General features: G+C 65.8%; 14 protein-coding genes. 13 read left to right on the top strand and 1 reads right to left on the bottom strand.

Annotated elements, in window-relative coordinates; genetic code table 11:
- Positions 1 to 15 precede the first annotated feature (15 nt).
- From GGD63_RS34190 to GGD63_RS34170, 5 genes are read left to right on the top strand one after another with little or no spacing between them, the layout of a single operon-like run.
- On the top strand, positions 16 to 831 hold the full coding sequence (locus GGD63_RS34190) for an ABC transporter substrate-binding protein (RefSeq protein WP_183248812.1): 816 nt from the start codon (positions 16 to 18) through the stop codon (positions 829 to 831).
- A complete protein-coding gene (locus tag GGD63_RS34185; protein WP_183248810.1) occupies positions 818 to 1702 on the top strand; it encodes a polysaccharide deacetylase in 885 nt (294 codons plus the stop codon). The genes GGD63_RS34190 and GGD63_RS34185 overlap by 14 nt, the downstream gene beginning before the upstream one ends.
- An 8-nt stretch (positions 1703 to 1710) precedes the next feature.
- Positions 1711 to 2367 carry an aspartate/glutamate racemase family protein gene (locus GGD63_RS34180; RefSeq protein ID WP_183248807.1) on the top strand — a complete coding sequence of 219 codons (657 nt, stop codon included), beginning with the start codon at positions 1711 to 1713 and terminating at the stop codon, positions 2365 to 2367.
- A gap of 41 nt (positions 2368 to 2408) precedes the next feature.
- The gene (locus tag GGD63_RS34175; protein ID WP_183248805.1) at positions 2409 to 3992 is read left to right on the top strand and encodes an ABC transporter substrate-binding protein; all 1584 of its coding nucleotides are present in this window, start codon (positions 2409 to 2411) and stop codon (positions 3990 to 3992) included.
- Entirely contained in the window at positions 3989 to 5362 is a 1374-nt protein-coding gene (locus GGD63_RS34170; RefSeq protein WP_183248803.1) for an amidohydrolase family protein, read from the top strand. Before GGD63_RS34175 ends, GGD63_RS34170 begins: the two co-directional genes overlap by 4 nt.
- On the opposite strand, the gene GGD63_RS34165 is transcribed toward GGD63_RS34170, so the two are convergent.
- Positions 5352 to 6275, bottom strand: a complete 924-nt coding sequence (locus tag GGD63_RS34165) for a LysR substrate-binding domain-containing protein (protein WP_183248801.1) — start codon at positions 6273 to 6275, stop codon at positions 5352 to 5354. The genes GGD63_RS34170 and GGD63_RS34165 overlap by 11 nt on opposite strands.
- A 275-nt stretch (positions 6276 to 6550) precedes the next feature.
- Here GGD63_RS34165 and GGD63_RS34160 point away from each other — a divergent pair, with 275 nt between their 5' ends.
- Genes GGD63_RS34160 through GGD63_RS34125 form a run of 8 tightly spaced genes read left to right on the top strand, consistent with a single transcriptional unit; the run spans position 6551 to position 14330 of the window.
- The gene (locus GGD63_RS34160) at positions 6551 to 7585 is read left to right on the top strand and encodes an ABC transporter substrate-binding protein (RefSeq protein WP_183248799.1); all 1035 of its coding nucleotides are present in this window, start codon (positions 6551 to 6553) and stop codon (positions 7583 to 7585) included.
- A 23-nt stretch (positions 7586 to 7608) separates the two neighbouring features.
- Positions 7609 to 8649: an ABC transporter ATP-binding protein gene (locus GGD63_RS34155; RefSeq protein ID WP_183248797.1), complete on the top strand. Its 1041-nt coding sequence runs from the start codon at positions 7609 to 7611 to the stop codon at positions 8647 to 8649.
- Entirely contained in the window at positions 8646 to 9521 is an 876-nt protein-coding gene (locus GGD63_RS34150; RefSeq protein ID WP_183248795.1) for an ABC transporter permease, read from the top strand. The genes GGD63_RS34155 and GGD63_RS34150 overlap by 4 nt, the downstream gene beginning before the upstream one ends.
- A complete protein-coding gene (locus tag GGD63_RS34145; RefSeq protein WP_183248793.1) occupies positions 9518 to 10324 on the top strand; it encodes an ABC transporter permease in 807 nt (268 codons plus the stop codon). The genes GGD63_RS34150 and GGD63_RS34145 overlap by 4 nt, the downstream gene beginning before the upstream one ends.
- 8 nt (positions 10325 to 10332) lie before the next feature.
- Entirely contained in the window at positions 10333 to 11469 is a 1137-nt protein-coding gene (locus tag GGD63_RS34140) for an FAD-binding oxidoreductase (protein ID WP_183248791.1), read from the top strand.
- Positions 11470 to 11500: 31 nt separating this feature from the next.
- Positions 11501 to 11797, top strand: coding sequence for a (2Fe-2S)-binding protein (locus GGD63_RS34135; RefSeq protein WP_183248789.1), 297 nt, complete (start codon positions 11501 to 11503; stop codon positions 11795 to 11797).
- A complete protein-coding gene (locus GGD63_RS34130) occupies positions 11794 to 13212 on the top strand; it encodes an NAD(P)/FAD-dependent oxidoreductase (protein WP_183248788.1) in 1419 nt (472 codons plus the stop codon). Before GGD63_RS34135 ends, GGD63_RS34130 begins: the two co-directional genes overlap by 4 nt.
- Positions 13209 to 14330, top strand: a complete 1122-nt coding sequence (locus tag GGD63_RS34125; protein ID WP_183248786.1) for an FAD-binding oxidoreductase — start codon at positions 13209 to 13211, stop codon at positions 14328 to 14330. Before GGD63_RS34130 ends, GGD63_RS34125 begins: the two co-directional genes overlap by 4 nt.
- The last annotated feature ends 15 nt before the right edge of the window (positions 14331 to 14345 follow it).

The following is a 14345-nucleotide window of genomic DNA, read 5'->3' as shown; positions in this document are numbered from 1 at the left end:
ATTGGAGGGGTGGTGATGAAGAGGCTTTTGGTTGCGGCGGCGTTCCTGGGCGCCATGAGCGCATCGGTGATGGCGATCGAGTTGCCGCCTGACATCGTCAAGCGCGGCAGCCTCAAGGTGGCGCTGGTGCCGAACTATCCGCCGATGGAGTTCCGCGATCCCGCGACCAATGCGCTGTCCGGATTCGACATCGATCTTGGCGAGGCGATCGGCCGCAAGCTCGGCGTCAAGATCGAATGGACCGAGACCAGCTTTGCCGAATTCATGCCGTCGATTTCGACGGGCCGGGTGGATGCCATCCTGTCCGGCTTCACCGACTATGCGAGCCGGCACGAGATCGCGTCCTTCGTCGATTATTTGCGCAGCGGTCCGAAATTCTTCGTGCAGCAGTCCCGCGCGTCCGAGTTCAAGGACATGGCTGCGCTGTGCGGCAAGAAGGTCGGCGCCAGCCGCCGGACCATGTTCCCGGCAGAGATCGACAAGTGGAGCCAGAAGAACTGCGGCAGCAATCCGGTCCAGTTCGTCGGCACCGACGGCTCGGCCGACGCGCGTAACCAGCTCAGGCAGGGCCGTATCGACGCCGCCGTGCAGGGCAACGAGACGCTGCCCTATCTGATGGATCTCGAGCCGGGCACGTACGCGCCGGTCGGCGATCCCTTCGCCACGCAGTTCACGGGCATCGCGCTGCCGGTCAAGGAAAAGGCACTTCAGCAGGCCATTCTCGAAGCCGTCGATGCGCTGATCGCCGACGGCACTTACAAGACGCTGCTGGCGAAGTGGAAATTGAGCGACAACGCAATAGAGAAGGCGACCATCAATGCTGGACAGTAAGGCACTCAAGAGCATCCCGCTCACCCCAGCCAACACCGCAGATCCAGCGCCGGAATATCCTTGGCCGAAGCCGTACACATCGGCGATGTTCCTGTCGTTCGATGTGGACGCCGAGAGCGCCTGGACGAGCAAGGACGCGGTGCATGCGCAGCGGCTCATCACCATGAGCTACGGCGGCTACGAGGCGCGCGTCGGCACACCGAAGCTGCTGGAGCTGCTCGACCAGCTCGATCTCAAGGCGACCTTCTTCGTCACGGGTTGGTCGGTCGACGCGCATCCGGCGATGGCCGAATCGATTCTCAAGGCCGGCCATGAGATCGGCCATCACGGCTATCACCATCTGCTGCCCGATCCCGGCGATCCCTGGATCGAGGAGGAGCTGGAGCGCGGCTTCGAGGCGCTGAAGCGCCGGCTCGGGGTCAAGCCGACCGGCTATCGCGCGCCCTACGGCGAATTCACCGAGGAGCTGCGCGTGGCGCTGGTGCGCCACGGCATCGTCTACACGTCTTCGTTCCGCGACGACGTCAGGCCCTATCGCCATCGTCTCGCCGACGGCAGGCCCGGCACGATCGAGCTGCCGGTGACCGCGAGCTATGACGACTGGATGCATGGCCTGTCCGCACGCTTCAGCCCGCGCTCGATCTTCCCCAAGGAGCATGTGCTCTCGATGTGGAAGGACGAGCTGGATGAGGTCCGCGACTGGGGCGCGATGGTGACGACGGTACTGCATCCGCAATGCAGCGGCCGTCCGATGCGACTGCGCCTGCTGCGCGAGTTCCTGACTTACGTGAAGTCATGTCCGGACGTCTGGATCACCACCGGCGAGAAGATCGCCGAAAACTTCCTGCGCCACGAAGCCGGCAATCGCTGAGCAGTGCCATGACCCGCCGCCGCATCCTCGTCATCAACCCCAACTCGTCGGCGTCGGTGACGGCGGCGATCGACGATGCGGTGGCGCCGCTGCGCATCACCGGCGGGCCTGACATCGAGGTGGTCGGCCTTGCCGAGGGCCCGCCGGGCATCAGCTCGCAGCGCGACGCCGACAGCGTGGTCATGCCGCTGGTCAATTGCGTCACGCGCGACGATGCGGATGCCTTCGTGCTCGCCTGCTTCAGCGATCCTGGCCTGCATGCGGTGCGCGAGGCCGCCGGTGGACGCCCGGTGATGGGCATCGCCGAATGCGCCATCTTTCGAGCGATGATGCTCGGCGAACGCTTTGGCATCATCGCGCTGTCGCCGTCGAGCATCCGCCGCCAGCAGCGCATGGTGCGGGTGATGGGTGTCGACAGCCGCTATGGCGGAAGCTGGTCAGTCGGCGCGAGCGCGGCGGAGACGGCGGGCGCCGATATCCGCGGTCGCTTGATCGACGCCGGCCGCGCGCTGGTCACCCAATGCCGCGCCGATGTCGTGGTAATGGGCTGCGCCGGCATGGCATCGCATCGCGCGGCGATTGCGGATGCGATCGGCGTGCCCGTGGTCGAGCCGGCGCAGCAGGCGGTGGCCGCTGCAATCGGCGCGGTCTTGTTGAACACGTAAGAAGAAACGACGCAGTTCGACTTTGTCAGGAGCCTCTCGTAATGCCCATCTCCCGCCGTTCGCTCCTCAAGGCTGCCGCAGCCATGCCGGCGCTGTCGCTGCCGGGCATCGTCCGTGCCGAATCGCAGAGCACGCTACGATTCATCCCCGTCATCGATCTCGCCTTCGTCGATCCCATCTATTCGACCGCGCAGGTGTCGCGAAACCACGGCTTCATGGTCTATGACACGCTCTACGGCATGAGCTCGTCGCTGCAGGTCTCGCCACAGATGCTGTCGGGCCACGCTATCTCCGGTGACCAGCTCCAGTGGGACCTCACCTTGCGCGACGGCCTGTTCTGGCACGACCGCGAGCGCGTGCTGGCCCGTGACTGCGTTGCCAGCATCCGGCGCTGGGCGGCGCGCGACGGTTTTGGCGGCGAGCTGCTGGAGGCGACCAATGAGCTCTCGGCCGCCGACGACCGCACCATCCGCTTCCGTCTCAAGCGCCCGTTCCCGCTGCTGCCGCAGGCCCTCGGCAAGGCCGCGATCAACGCCTGCTTCATGATGCCGGAGCGGCTGGCGAGCCAGGACCCGTTCAAGCCGCTGACCGAGGTCATCGGCAGCGGCCCGTTCCGCTATCTCGCCGACGAGCGCGTGCAGGGCGCGCGCAACGCCTATGCCAAGTTCGAGCGCTACCAGCCGCGTACCGACGGCAAGCCGGATTGGACCGCGGGTCCGAAGATCGTGCATTACGATCGCGTGGTCTGGACCACCACGCCCGATGCCGGCACCGGCGTCGCCGCGCTCCAGACCGGCGAGCAGGATTGGCAGGAAACCACGCCGCATGATCTCTTGCCGGTGATCAAGGCGGCCGGCGATATCGAGACGCGCATCCTCGATCCCCGCGGCTATGCCTGCATGCTGCGCCTCAATCACCTCCAGCCGCCGTTCGACAATCCCGCCATCCGCCGCGCGCTGCTGGGTGCGATCGACCAGTCCGCGTTCATGACCGCTGTCGCCGGCGTCGATCCGGCCTTCCAGATATCGCCCATCGGCTATTTTGCACCGGGCACACCAATGGCGAGCGACGTCGGACTCGACGTCTTCCGCGGCCCGCGCAACTACGACAAGGTCAAGGCCGATCTGAAAGCCGCCGGCTACAACGGCGAGAAGATCGTGCTGCTCGTCCCCACCAATTCGCTCGCGCAAAAACCGCTCGGCGAGATCGCCGTGGACAGCTTGCGCAAGGCCGGCATGAACGTCGAATATGCCGGGCTCGATTTCGCCGTCGTGTTGCAGCGCCAGCTGAAAAAAGACCCGATCGGACAAGGCGGCTGGAGCGCGGCGGTCGGCAACTGGCAGGGCATCGACTGGCTCAACCCGGCCGGCAACACCAACATCCGCGGCGAAGGCAAGGTCGCCGGCTGGTATGCGAGCACGAAGATGGGCGCGTTGCGCAGCCAGTGGCTGGCGGCCTCCGAGCTCGCCGAGCAGCAGCGCATCTGCCGCGAGATCCAGGCGGTCGCGTTCGAGGAAATCCCCTATATTCCGATCGGCCTGTACAAGCAGCCGACCGCCTATCGCAAAGCCATCACCGGCATTCTCGACGGCACCGCCGTGTTCTGGAACGTACGCCCCGCATGAGCACCACAGCAATTTTCGGCAGCTATGTGCTGTCACGGAAAGACGGCGCGCAGGATGTGTTGCGCGACCATTGGGTCCTGATCGAAGGCAAGAAAATCGCGGCGATCACGCGCGACAAGCCGCGTGCGGACGAGGTCTACGACCGACCCGGCCGCTTTGTGCTGCCGGGTCTCCTAAACCTGCACAATCACTGCTTCTCGGAGGCGGTGGCGCGCAGCCACACCGAGGATGGCAACGGCCGCAAGAACAACCAGAGCATCGTCTATACGGTGCTGCTGCCGCTGACCAAACGCGGCGCCGATATCCTGTCGGCGGAGGAGCGAATGGCAGTCGCGCGGCTCGGCATCCTCCAACTGCTCAAGGGCGGCGCCACCACGGTGATGGAGCCGTTCCGCAACTCGATCCCCGAGATGTTCGACGCCGCGGAGGAGATGGGCATTCGCTTCTACGGCGCGCCCTATCTGTTCTCCACATCCGACGCCAAGGCCGGCCCCGACGGCGTGGTCCGCTACTCCGGCGATGACGGCGCCGCCGACATGGCGACGTGGGACGCGCTCTATCAGCGCTGGAACAATCGCGGCGACGGCCGCATCAGCCTTGCGATGAGCCCGCATGCCACCGACACCTGCGGCCCCGATCTGCTCAAGGCCTGCGCGACGCGCGCGCGCGAGCTCGGCGTGCCCATCACGACGCACATGGCGCAGAGCCGCGCCGAGGTCGAGACCATCGGCAAGCGCTATGGCGGCCGCACGCCGGCGCAATATCTGGACTGGCTCGGCCTGCTGGCGCCAGATCTGATGGCGGCGCATTGCATGTTCAGCAGCGACGACGATCTCAAGCTGATGGCCGCGCGCGGCATGACCGTGCTGAACTGCCCGCGCGTGTTCGCGCGCGCCGGCATCACCGCGGCTTTCAGCCGCTTCGCCGCGCACGGCGTGCGCACCGTGGTCGGCACCGACGGCTACAACATGGACCTGCTCGGCGAGCTCAATGCGGCCTCACTGATATCCAAGATCACCTCGACGCGTCCTGATGTCGCGAACTCACCCGAGTTGATCGAGGCGAACACGGCCGTCGCCGCCGACGTCATCAAGCGGCCGGACCTCGGCCGCATCGAGCCGGGCGCGACCGCAGATCTCACCGTCGTCGATCTCACCCATCCGCATCTTCAGCCGCTGTTCGATCCGCGCCGTGCGCTGATTGCGCTCGCCAACCGCGCCAATATCGATCAGGTCATGGTCGACGGCCGCGTGCTGGTCGATGAGGGACGCTATCTCAGCGCCGACGAGGCGGCGATCGTTGCCGCCGGCACCAACGCGATCGGCAAGATCTGGGACCTGCCGGAGGCGCAGGCGGCGTTCAACGGCTGATCGCCATCTCGGGCAGGTCCTCGAACTCCACCAGCGCCTTGCGCATGGTCTCGACCAGGTCCAGCGCCACCGGCGATGGGCTGCGCTGCGCCGGAAAGACGGCGGAGAATTCGAAGTCGATGCGCGGCAGGAAGCGGCGCACGACGACGCCGCGCGTTGCAAATTCCTGCGCGGTGAAGGGATCGCAGATCGCGACGCCAAGCCCTGACGACACCATGCCGCACATGATCTCCGACAGCGTGGTCTCGACCCTGAGCACGCGGCGGACATCGTGGCGATGGAAGACCTGGTCGACGAGATGCCGGCTCGACGATCCCGCCGACAGCGAGATGAACGTCTCGCCCTCGAAATCGCGCGGCTCCAGCACGTCCTTCTCCGCGAGGCGATGACCTTCGGGCAGCACCGCGACGCGCGCCGGCGCGGGCAGCCGCATGCTCGGCAGGCCGGAATGCGCGATCGGCACCTCGGCAAAGCCGATGTCGCACTGGTTGTTCAGCACCCAGTCGACCACGATCGGCGAGATGACACCGAAGAAGGCCAGGTTGAGGTTCGGCCGTTCCATCAAAAAGTGTCCGGCGAGCCGCGGCAAGTATCCGTTTGCCAGCGCCGGCAATGCTGCGATCCGTAGCGAGCCGGTGCGGCGGCCGCGGATCTCTTCCGCCGCCGCGGTGATGCGTTCGAGGCCGACGAAGGAGCGCTCCACTTCAGTATAGAGGGCCATCGCCGCCGCGGTCGGCACCAGGCCGGTGCCGCGCCGCTCGAACAACTCCATCTTCAGCAGGGCCTGGAGGTCGCGCAGCAACCGGCTGACCGCCGGCTGCGTCACCTTCATCAGCGCCGCCGCCTCGGTCACGCTGCCCGTGAGCATCGTCGCGCGGAAGGCCTCCACCTGACGCGAATTGATCCGGGCCATACCCAATTCCATTCATAACATTTATGCATGCAGAGGGTGCCATTATTCATTGGACGATGGAAGTATAGGTTGCGATCTTTTTCATCAGGACTGGAGACAGCCCGCTTTTTCGGCAGATTGGAGGGGTTCAAACCTCCAGATCGCGCCAAAACCCGCCGAACGGGGGCCGGAGCCCTGATCGGAGAGGGGTTGCGCGGAAGGAAATGCGGCAAGGCGCTTCAGCCAGCGAGACTCGTCGGCACGTCACCTCATTCCGGTATTGGAGATCGGTCCATATGAAGACTCTTCGCCTTCTGACCGCGGTCAGCATCGCGGCGCTCATTGCCGCCCCCTCGGTCGCCTCGGCCCAGCAGAAAACGCTCTATGTCGCCGGCTACGGCGGCTCATTCGAGAAGACCATCCGCGACGAGGTGATCCCGGCCTTCGAGAAGGAGAACGGCGTCAAGGTCGAATACGTCGCCGGCAACTCCACCGATACGCTGGCGAAACTCCAGGCGCAGAAAGGCAATCAGCAGATCGACGTCGCCATCGTCGACGACGGTCCGATGTATCAGGCGATCCAGCTCGGCTTCTGCGGCAAGCTCGACGGCCTGCCGGCCGATCTCTACGACACCGCCCGCTTCAAGGACGATCGCGCTGTCGCGATCGGCATCGTCGCCACCGGCCTGATGTACAACACCAAGGTGTTCAAGGAGAAAGGCTGGGCGCCGCCGACCTCGTGGAACGACCTGAAGGACACGAAATACGCAAAGCAGCTCGTGATCCCGCCGATCAACAACACCTACGGTCTCGAAGCGCTGGTGATGCTGTCGAAAATGAACGGCGGCGGCGAGACCAATGTCGACTCCGGCTTCAAGATCTTCAAGGAAGAGATCAATCCCAACGTGCTGGCCTATGAGCCGTCGCCGGGCAAGATGACCGAGTTGTTCCAGTCGGGCCAGGCCGTGATCGCGGTGTGGGGCACCGGCCGCGTGCAGAGCTTCGCCAATACCGGCTTCCCCGTCGACTTCGTCTATCCGAAGGAAGGCGCAGCGACGCTGCTGACCACGGCGTGTCCGATCATCAAGCCGAATGCCTCGCCGCTGGCCTCGAGCTTCGTCAAGATGCTGCTCGATCCCAAGATCCAGCTCGTGATGCTGAAGGACTATGGCTACGGCCCGGTGCTGAAATCGCTGGTGATCCCGCCGGAGCTCGGCAAGATGGCGCCGATCGGCGAGCGCGCGGCCAAGCTCTACAATCCGGACTGGACCGTGATCAACGAGAAGCGCGAGGAGTGGACCAAGCGCTGGAATCGCGAGGTCGAGCGCTGATCGATCGCGGCGGAGACAGCGTCATGGCCTATCTCGAGCTCGATCGGGTCGCCAAGCAGTTCGGCGCCCAGACCGTCGTCGACGACTTCAGCCTGTCGGTGGGGAAGGGGGAGTTCATCTCCTTCCTCGGCCCGTCCGGCTGCGGCAAGACCACGACGCTGCAGATGATCGCGGGCTTCCTCGATCCCACGCGCGGCGCGATCCGCCTCGAGGGCAAGGACCTGACCGCGATCCATCCGGCGAAACGTGGCCTCGGCATCGTGTTCCAGAGCTACGCGCTGTTTCCCCACATGACCGCGGCGGAGAACGTCGCCTTTGGTCTGGAGATGCGGAACGTCCCGCGTGCTGAGAGAGCCGAGCGCGTCCGTGCCGCGCTCGCGATGGTGGGCCTTGCTGGTTACGAGGATCGTCACCCCCGCCGTATGTCCGGCGGCCAGCAGCAGCGCGTGGCGCTGGCGCGCGCGCTGGTGATCAAGCCGAGCGTGCTGCTGCTCGACGAGCCGCTGTCCAATCTCGACGCCAAGCTGCGTGAGGAGATGCAGATCGAGCTGCGCCAGATCCAGCGCACCATCGGCACCACCACCATCCTGGTCACGCATGACCAGAACGAGGCGATGTCGCTGTCCGATCGCATCGTGGTGATGAGCCAGGGCAAGATCGAGCAGATCGGCACGCCGCAGGAGACCTATGAGAAGCCGGCCTCCGCCTTCGTCTCGCAATTCTTGGGCAAGACCAACGACTTTGCCGGGACGATCGACCGGACCGTCTCGCCGACGCAACTGGTGGCGGGCTCCTGGCGCGCACCGGCGCCGGCCGGGCTTGGCGGTCCCGTGACCGTCAGCGTTCGCCCCGAAAGAATCGGCTTTGGCGATACAGGGCTCAGCGCAAAGATCATCACGCGCATCTTCCAGGGCAATCACTGGCTGTTCCAGTGCGACAGCGAATGCGGTCCGGCCATCGTGATTCGCCAGAACGACGGCATTGCTCAGCCGGCCGAAGGCGACGCAGTACGCCTCACCTGGCGGCCGGAGGACATGAGCGTGCGCGCGAGGACCGGCGCATGAGCGCGGCGGCCGAGGAGCGCAGCGCGCGTGCGCCATGGGCGCTGACGGCGCCGGCCTTGATGCTGTTCGTCGGCGTGCTGCTGATTCCGCTGGCGATGACGGTGATGCTGTCGTTCCACGACTGGGGCCAGTACAAGGGCATCGAGCCGGTCTTCATTCTCAAGAACTGGCACGAGATCGCGACTGATCCCTATTACGCAGAGATGTTCTGGCGGACGTTTCGGATTGCGATCCTGACCACGCTGCTCACCGCATTGCTCGGCGCACCCGAAGCCTACATCCTCAACCGCATGAGCGGCCGCTGGAAGAGCTTTTTCCTGCTGGTGATCCTCGGGCCGCTGCTGATCTCCGTCGTCGCGCGCACGCTCGGCTGGGCACTGCTGTTCGGCGGCAACAACGGCCTGGTCAACAAGCTCCTGATATCGCTCGGCGCGATCCGTTCGCCCATCCCGTTCATGTTCACCGAAACCGGTATGGTCATCGCACTCGCCCATGTGATGATGCCGTTCATGGTGTTGTCGGTATGGGCGGCCCTGCAGCGGCTCGATCCGCAGATCGAGAACGCCGCGATGTCGCTCGGCGCCGGCCCCGTGACGATCATCCGGCGCATCATCATGCCGCAGATCATGCCGGGCGTGCTGTCGGGCGCGATCATCGTGTTCTCGCTCTCGGCCAGCGCGTTTGCGACGCCCGCGATCATCGGCGGTCGCCGGCTCAAGGTCGCGGCAACGCTCGCCTATGACGAATTCCTCAACACACTGAACTGGCCGCTGGGGGCTGCGGTCGCCACGCTGCTGCTGGTTGCACTGGTGCTGATCGTCGTCGGCAGCAACGCGCTGATCGAGCGGCGCTATGCGGAGGTGTTCCGATGAGCCGCAACGGCCCGCTCGCGCTGATCTTCCACGCCATCTTCGTCATCGTCATGGTGGCGCCGATCCTCGTGGTCTGCCTCGTTGCCTTCACGCCTGAAGGTTTTCTGTCGCTGCCGACCAACGGCTTCTCGCTGCGCTGGTTCAGGACGATCGCGAACTATCCCGAATTCATCCACGCCTTCTGGGTCAGCCTTGGGCTCGGCGCGCTGTCCTCTTTCGTGGCGCTCTTGTTCGCAGTGCCCGCGGCGCTGGCGATTGCGCGCTATCGCTTCCGCGGCCGCGATGTGCTGGCAGCGCTGTTCCTGTCGCCGTTGATGATTCCGCATGTGGTGCTCGGCATCGCCTTCCTGCGCTTCTTCACCTCGGCCGGTCTCGGCGGCAGCTTTGCGGCACTGATCATCGCCCATGTCATCATCGTGTTTCCGTTCGCGCTGCGGCTGACGCTCGCTGCGGCAACCGGCATGGACCGCACCGTCGAGATGGCCGCGGTCTCGCTCGGCGCCGGCGGCTGGACGCTGTTCCGCCGCGTGACGCTGCCGCTGATCCTGCCCGGCGTCATCAGCGGCTGGGCGCTCGCCTTCATCCAGTCCTTCGACGATCTCACCATGACCGTCTTTCTCGCCGCGCCTGGCACCGAGACGTTGCCGGTGCGCATGTTCCTTTACATCCAGGACAACATCGATCCGCTGGTGACGTCGGTCTCGGCCTGCGTGATCGCGATCACCATGACCGCCCTCATTCTGCTCGACCGCTTCTACGGGCTCGATCGCGTGCTCGCCGGCAAGGGCGACACGGGACGATAGGAGAACCTATGCGAACGGATTACGACGTCGCCGTCGTCGGCGGCGGACTGCTCGGCTCCGCCATTGCCTGGGGCCTCGGCCGCCTCGGCAAGAAGGTTGCCGTGCTTGACGAAGGCGACATCACCAAGCGCGCCTCGCGCGCGAATTTCGCGCTGGTGTGGGTGCAGAGCAAGGGGCTCGGCATGCCGGCCTACACGGTGTGGACCGTGCAGGCGTCGCAGGCGTGGGGCCGGCTTGCTTCCGAGCTGAAGCAGCAGACCGGCCTTGACGTTGCCTTGCAGCAGAACGGCGGCTTTCACCTCACGCTCGGCGAGGACGAATTCGGCCAGCGCGCCGAGCTCGTCAAGCGCATGCACAACCAGGTCGGTGCCGCCGACTACAAGATGGAGATGCTGCGGCCCTCCGAGGTCAAGAAGGCGCTGCCGCTGATCGGGCCCGAGGTCTCCGGCGGCAGCTATTGCCCGCTCGACGGCCATGTCAATTCGCTGCGCACGTTCCGCGCCTTCCACACCGGCTTCAGAGCGTTCGGTATCGACTATTTTCCGGAGCGTCCGGTCTCGGCGATCAGCAAGAGCGGCGGCGAGTTTCGTCTGACCACGCCGAAAGGCGAGCTGCGTGCTGCCAAGATCGTGCTTGCCGCCGGCAATGCCAACCAGACGCTGGCGCCGATGGTCGGCCTCTACGCGCCGATGGGGCCGACCCGCGGCCAGGTCGTCGTGACCGAGCGCACCGTGCCGTTCCTGCCGCATCCGCTGACCACGATCCGCCAGACCGACGAGGGCACGGTGATGATCGGCGACAGCAAGGAGGATGAGCTGGATGATCGGACGCTGAAGCCTTCGATCAGCGGCGTCATGGCCGATCGGGCGCAGCGCATGTTCCCGCATCTGTCGCGGCTCAACGTGATCAGGAGCTGGTCCGGCATCCGCGTCATGCCGCAGGACGGCTTTCCGATTTACGACCAGTCGGAGACGCATCCCGGCGCCTTCGTCGCCTGCTGCCATTCCGGCGTGACGCTCGCCTCCAACCACGCCTTCGAGATCGCGCGCATGGTGGCGCAGGGCGCGCTCGAGCCGGAGCTGGTCGGCGCGTTCTCGGCCAGCCGTTTTGGTGGCGCGGGCGCTGCCAACAGCAGCGGCTATTGAAGTTTCTGAGAAGGAGCCAAGAGGCATCCCCATGTTTAAACGATCCGAACAGGACAAGCGGCCACAGGTGCAGATCTTCGTCGACGGCGTTGCCGTCGCGGCGCGCCAGGGCGACACCGTTTCCGCCGCGCTATTGGCATCCGGTCAGGACGCTCGTCGTTCCACCGCGGTGAGCGGCGCGCCGCGTCTGCCCTATTGCATGATGGGCGTGTGCTTCGACTGCCTCGTCACCATCGACGGCGTCGGCAATCGGCAGGGCTGCCTCGTGCCTGTCGCCGAGGGCATGCAGATCGAGATTCAGAAAGGCAAGCGGGAGATCGGAAAATGACTGTGGCTCCCAAGCGCGAAGACTACGACGTCGTGGTGATCGGTGCCGGGCCTGCCGGCCTCGCCGCCGCCGCGACCTCCGCCGAAGCCGGCCTGTCGACACTGCTGCTCGACGAGAACATCGGCCCCGGCGGTCAGGTGTTTCGCGCGATTTCCTCGACGCCGGTGACCGACCGCAACCAGCTCGGCGCGGATTATTGGGTCGGTGCCGATCTGGTGCAGTCGCTGCGCGCAAGCAACGCCGAGGTGATCCATCGCGCGACCGTCTGGAGCCTCGATCGCAATCTCGACATCGCCGTCTCGATCGGCGGTGCCTCGGCCTTCGTCAAGGCGAGGCGCGTGATCCTTGCGACCGGCGCGCTGGAGCGGCCGTTTCCGATTCCCGGCTGGACGCTGCCGGGCGTGATGACCGCAGGCGCGGCGCAGACCATGCTGAAGTCCTCGGCGCTGGTGCCCGATGGCCGCACCGTGATCGCGGGGCAGGGGCCATTGCTCTGGCTGCTCGCCGCGCAGATCCTGCGTCTCGGTGGCCGCCTCGATCGCATTCTCGACACCACCGAGCGCGGCAATTATTTCGCCGCGCTGCCCCACGCCTTCGCGTTCCTGACTTCGCCCTATTTCACCAAGGGCCTCTCCATGATGCGCGAGGTGAAGGCGAAAGTTCAGGTTGTCTCCGGCGTCACCGAGCTTGCGGCGGCAGGCGACGGCCAGCTTGCTAGCGTCAGCTATGTCGCCGGCGGCAAGCGCGAGATTATCCCTGCGGATCTCCTGTTGCTGCATCAGGGTGTCGTGCCCAACGTCAACCTCGCGATGGCAGCCGGCGTCGAGCATCGCTGGGACGATCTGCAATTGTGCTGGTCGCCGGTGCTCGACGCGAGCGGCAATTCGTCTGTTTCCGGCATTGCGATCGCCGGCGATGGCGCGGGCATCGGTGGCGCCAATGCTGCCGTGGTGCGCGGTCGCATTGCCGCGCGCGCGGCGGTGGAGGCGCTGGCGCCCGCGGCTGCGGCAAAACTTCCCGCCATGGCAACGCTCCGTTCCGATCTCGCCAAGGCCGAGCGTGGCCGCTTGTTCCTCGACACGCTGTTCCGTCCGGCGCCGCAGTTCCGGATCCCCTCGGGCGACACCATCGTCTGCCGCTGCGAGGAGGTCACGGCAAAGGATGTTCTGGATTCCGTCGCGATCGGCGCGACCGGGCCGAACCAGCTCAAGGCCTATCGCCGCACCGGCATGGGTCCGTGCCAGGGCCGGCTCTGCGGCCTCACCGTCACCGAGCTGATGGCGCAGGCACGCGGCAAGACCCCGCAGGAGATCGGTTACTACCGTCTGCGAGCGCCGGTGAAGCCGATCACGCTCGCCGAGCTCGCCGCCGTCCCGAAGTCCGAGGCCGACATCAAGGCCGTGGTGCGCGGATGACCCGAAACGTGGATGCGATCGTCATTGGCGGCGGCATCCACGGATGCTCGACCACGCTGCATCTGTGTCTCGCCGGCCTGAAGCCGGTGCTGATCGAAAAGGACTATGCCGGCCGCCACGCCTCCGGCGTCAATGCCGGTGGGGTCCGTCAGCTCGCTCGGCACATTCCGGAGATTCCGCTCTCGATCCGCTCGATGGGAATCTGGGAGAGGATTTCGGATCTCCTCGACGACGATTGCAGCTTCGAGAGCTACGGCCAGGTGCTGGTCGCCGAGAACGAGGACGAGCTCGCCGTCTGCCGCGCGCGCGTCGCTGAGCTCAATGCGCTAGGCTTCGCCCATGAGGAGCTGATCGACGCGGCCGAGCTGCGCCGGCTGGTGCCTGCGGTGGCCGAGACCTGTCCCGGCGGCGTGGTCTCGCGCCGCGATGGCGCGGCCAATCCGGCGCAGACGACGACAGCGTTCCGCCGCAAGGCCGAGCGGCTCGGCGCCACCGTGCGCGAGGGCGTCGCCGCCGGCAACATCCGGCACCGTGACGGTCTCTGGCACGTCGATGCGGGTTCGGAGAGTTTTGCCGCGCCGGTGCTGGTCAATGCGGCCGGCGCCTGGGCCGGCAAGATCGCGGCTGATCTCGGCGAGCCCGTTCCGGTCGAGACCGTGGCGCCGATGCTGATGATCACCTCGCGCGTGCCGCACTTCATCGATCCGGTCGTGATCCTGCGCGGGCGAAAGCTCTCCTTCAAGCAGTTCAAGAACGGCACCGTGCTGATCGGCGGCGGGCATCTCGCGACGCCCTACCAGGATCGCAACGAGACGGTGCTGGACTGGAAGAGCCTTGCGACCAGCGCGCAGACCGTGTTCGAGCTGTTCCCGGTGATGCGCAGCGCGACCATCGTCCGCGCCTGGGCCGGCATCGAGGCGAAGATGAAGGACGATATTCCCGTGTTTGGGCCGAGCTCCCGTCACAAGGGCCTCTATCACCAGTTCGGCTTCTCGCTGCACGGTTTCCAGCTCGGCCCCGGCGCCGGCGCCGTCATGGCGGAGCTGATCGTCAATGGCGGCACCCAGACCCGCATCAGTGATCTCGGCATCGACCGCTTCCATCCCTCCACGCTCTAGCATGATCCGGAAAAG

The organism is Bradyrhizobium sp. cir1 (assembly GCF_014198245.1).
GTDB lineage: Bacteria > Pseudomonadota > Alphaproteobacteria > Rhizobiales > Xanthobacteraceae > Bradyrhizobium.
The sequence above is the reverse complement of the archived record's forward strand: the minus strand, read 5'-3'. Positions and strand labels throughout refer to the sequence as shown.

What these genes read in the sequence shown, in the direction of transcription:
- GGD63_RS34190 (WP_183248812.1), top strand. Translation starts at nt 16, where the DNA reads ATGAAGAGGCTTTTGGTTGCGGCGGCGTTCCTGGGCGCCATGAGCGCA.
- GGD63_RS34185 (WP_183248810.1), top strand. Translation starts at nt 818, where the DNA reads ATGCTGGACAGTAAGGCACTCAAGAGCATCCCGCTCACCCCAGCCAAC.
- GGD63_RS34180 (WP_183248807.1), top strand. Translation starts at nt 1,711, where the DNA reads ATGACCCGCCGCCGCATCCTCGTCATCAACCCCAACTCGTCGGCGTCG.
- GGD63_RS34175 (WP_183248805.1), top strand. Translation starts at nt 2,409, where the DNA reads ATGCCCATCTCCCGCCGTTCGCTCCTCAAGGCTGCCGCAGCCATGCCG.
- GGD63_RS34170 (WP_183248803.1), top strand. Translation starts at nt 3,989, where the DNA reads ATGAGCACCACAGCAATTTTCGGCAGCTATGTGCTGTCACGGAAAGAC.
- GGD63_RS34165 (WP_183248801.1), bottom strand. Translation starts at nt 6,275, where the DNA reads ATGGCCCGGATCAATTCGCGTCAGGTGGAGGCCTTCCGCGCGACGATG.
- GGD63_RS34160 (WP_183248799.1), top strand. Translation starts at nt 6,551, where the DNA reads ATGAAGACTCTTCGCCTTCTGACCGCGGTCAGCATCGCGGCGCTCATT.
- GGD63_RS34155 (WP_183248797.1), top strand. Translation starts at nt 7,609, where the DNA reads ATGGCCTATCTCGAGCTCGATCGGGTCGCCAAGCAGTTCGGCGCCCAG.
- GGD63_RS34150 (WP_183248795.1), top strand. Translation starts at nt 8,646, where the DNA reads ATGAGCGCGGCGGCCGAGGAGCGCAGCGCGCGTGCGCCATGGGCGCTG.
- GGD63_RS34145 (WP_183248793.1), top strand. Translation starts at nt 9,518, where the DNA reads ATGAGCCGCAACGGCCCGCTCGCGCTGATCTTCCACGCCATCTTCGTC.
- GGD63_RS34140 (WP_183248791.1), top strand. Translation starts at nt 10,333, where the DNA reads ATGCGAACGGATTACGACGTCGCCGTCGTCGGCGGCGGACTGCTCGGC.
- GGD63_RS34135 (WP_183248789.1), top strand. Translation starts at nt 11,501, where the DNA reads ATGTTTAAACGATCCGAACAGGACAAGCGGCCACAGGTGCAGATCTTC.
- GGD63_RS34130 (WP_183248788.1), top strand. Translation starts at nt 11,794, where the DNA reads ATGACTGTGGCTCCCAAGCGCGAAGACTACGACGTCGTGGTGATCGGT.
- GGD63_RS34125 (WP_183248786.1), top strand. Translation starts at nt 13,209, where the DNA reads ATGACCCGAAACGTGGATGCGATCGTCATTGGCGGCGGCATCCACGGA.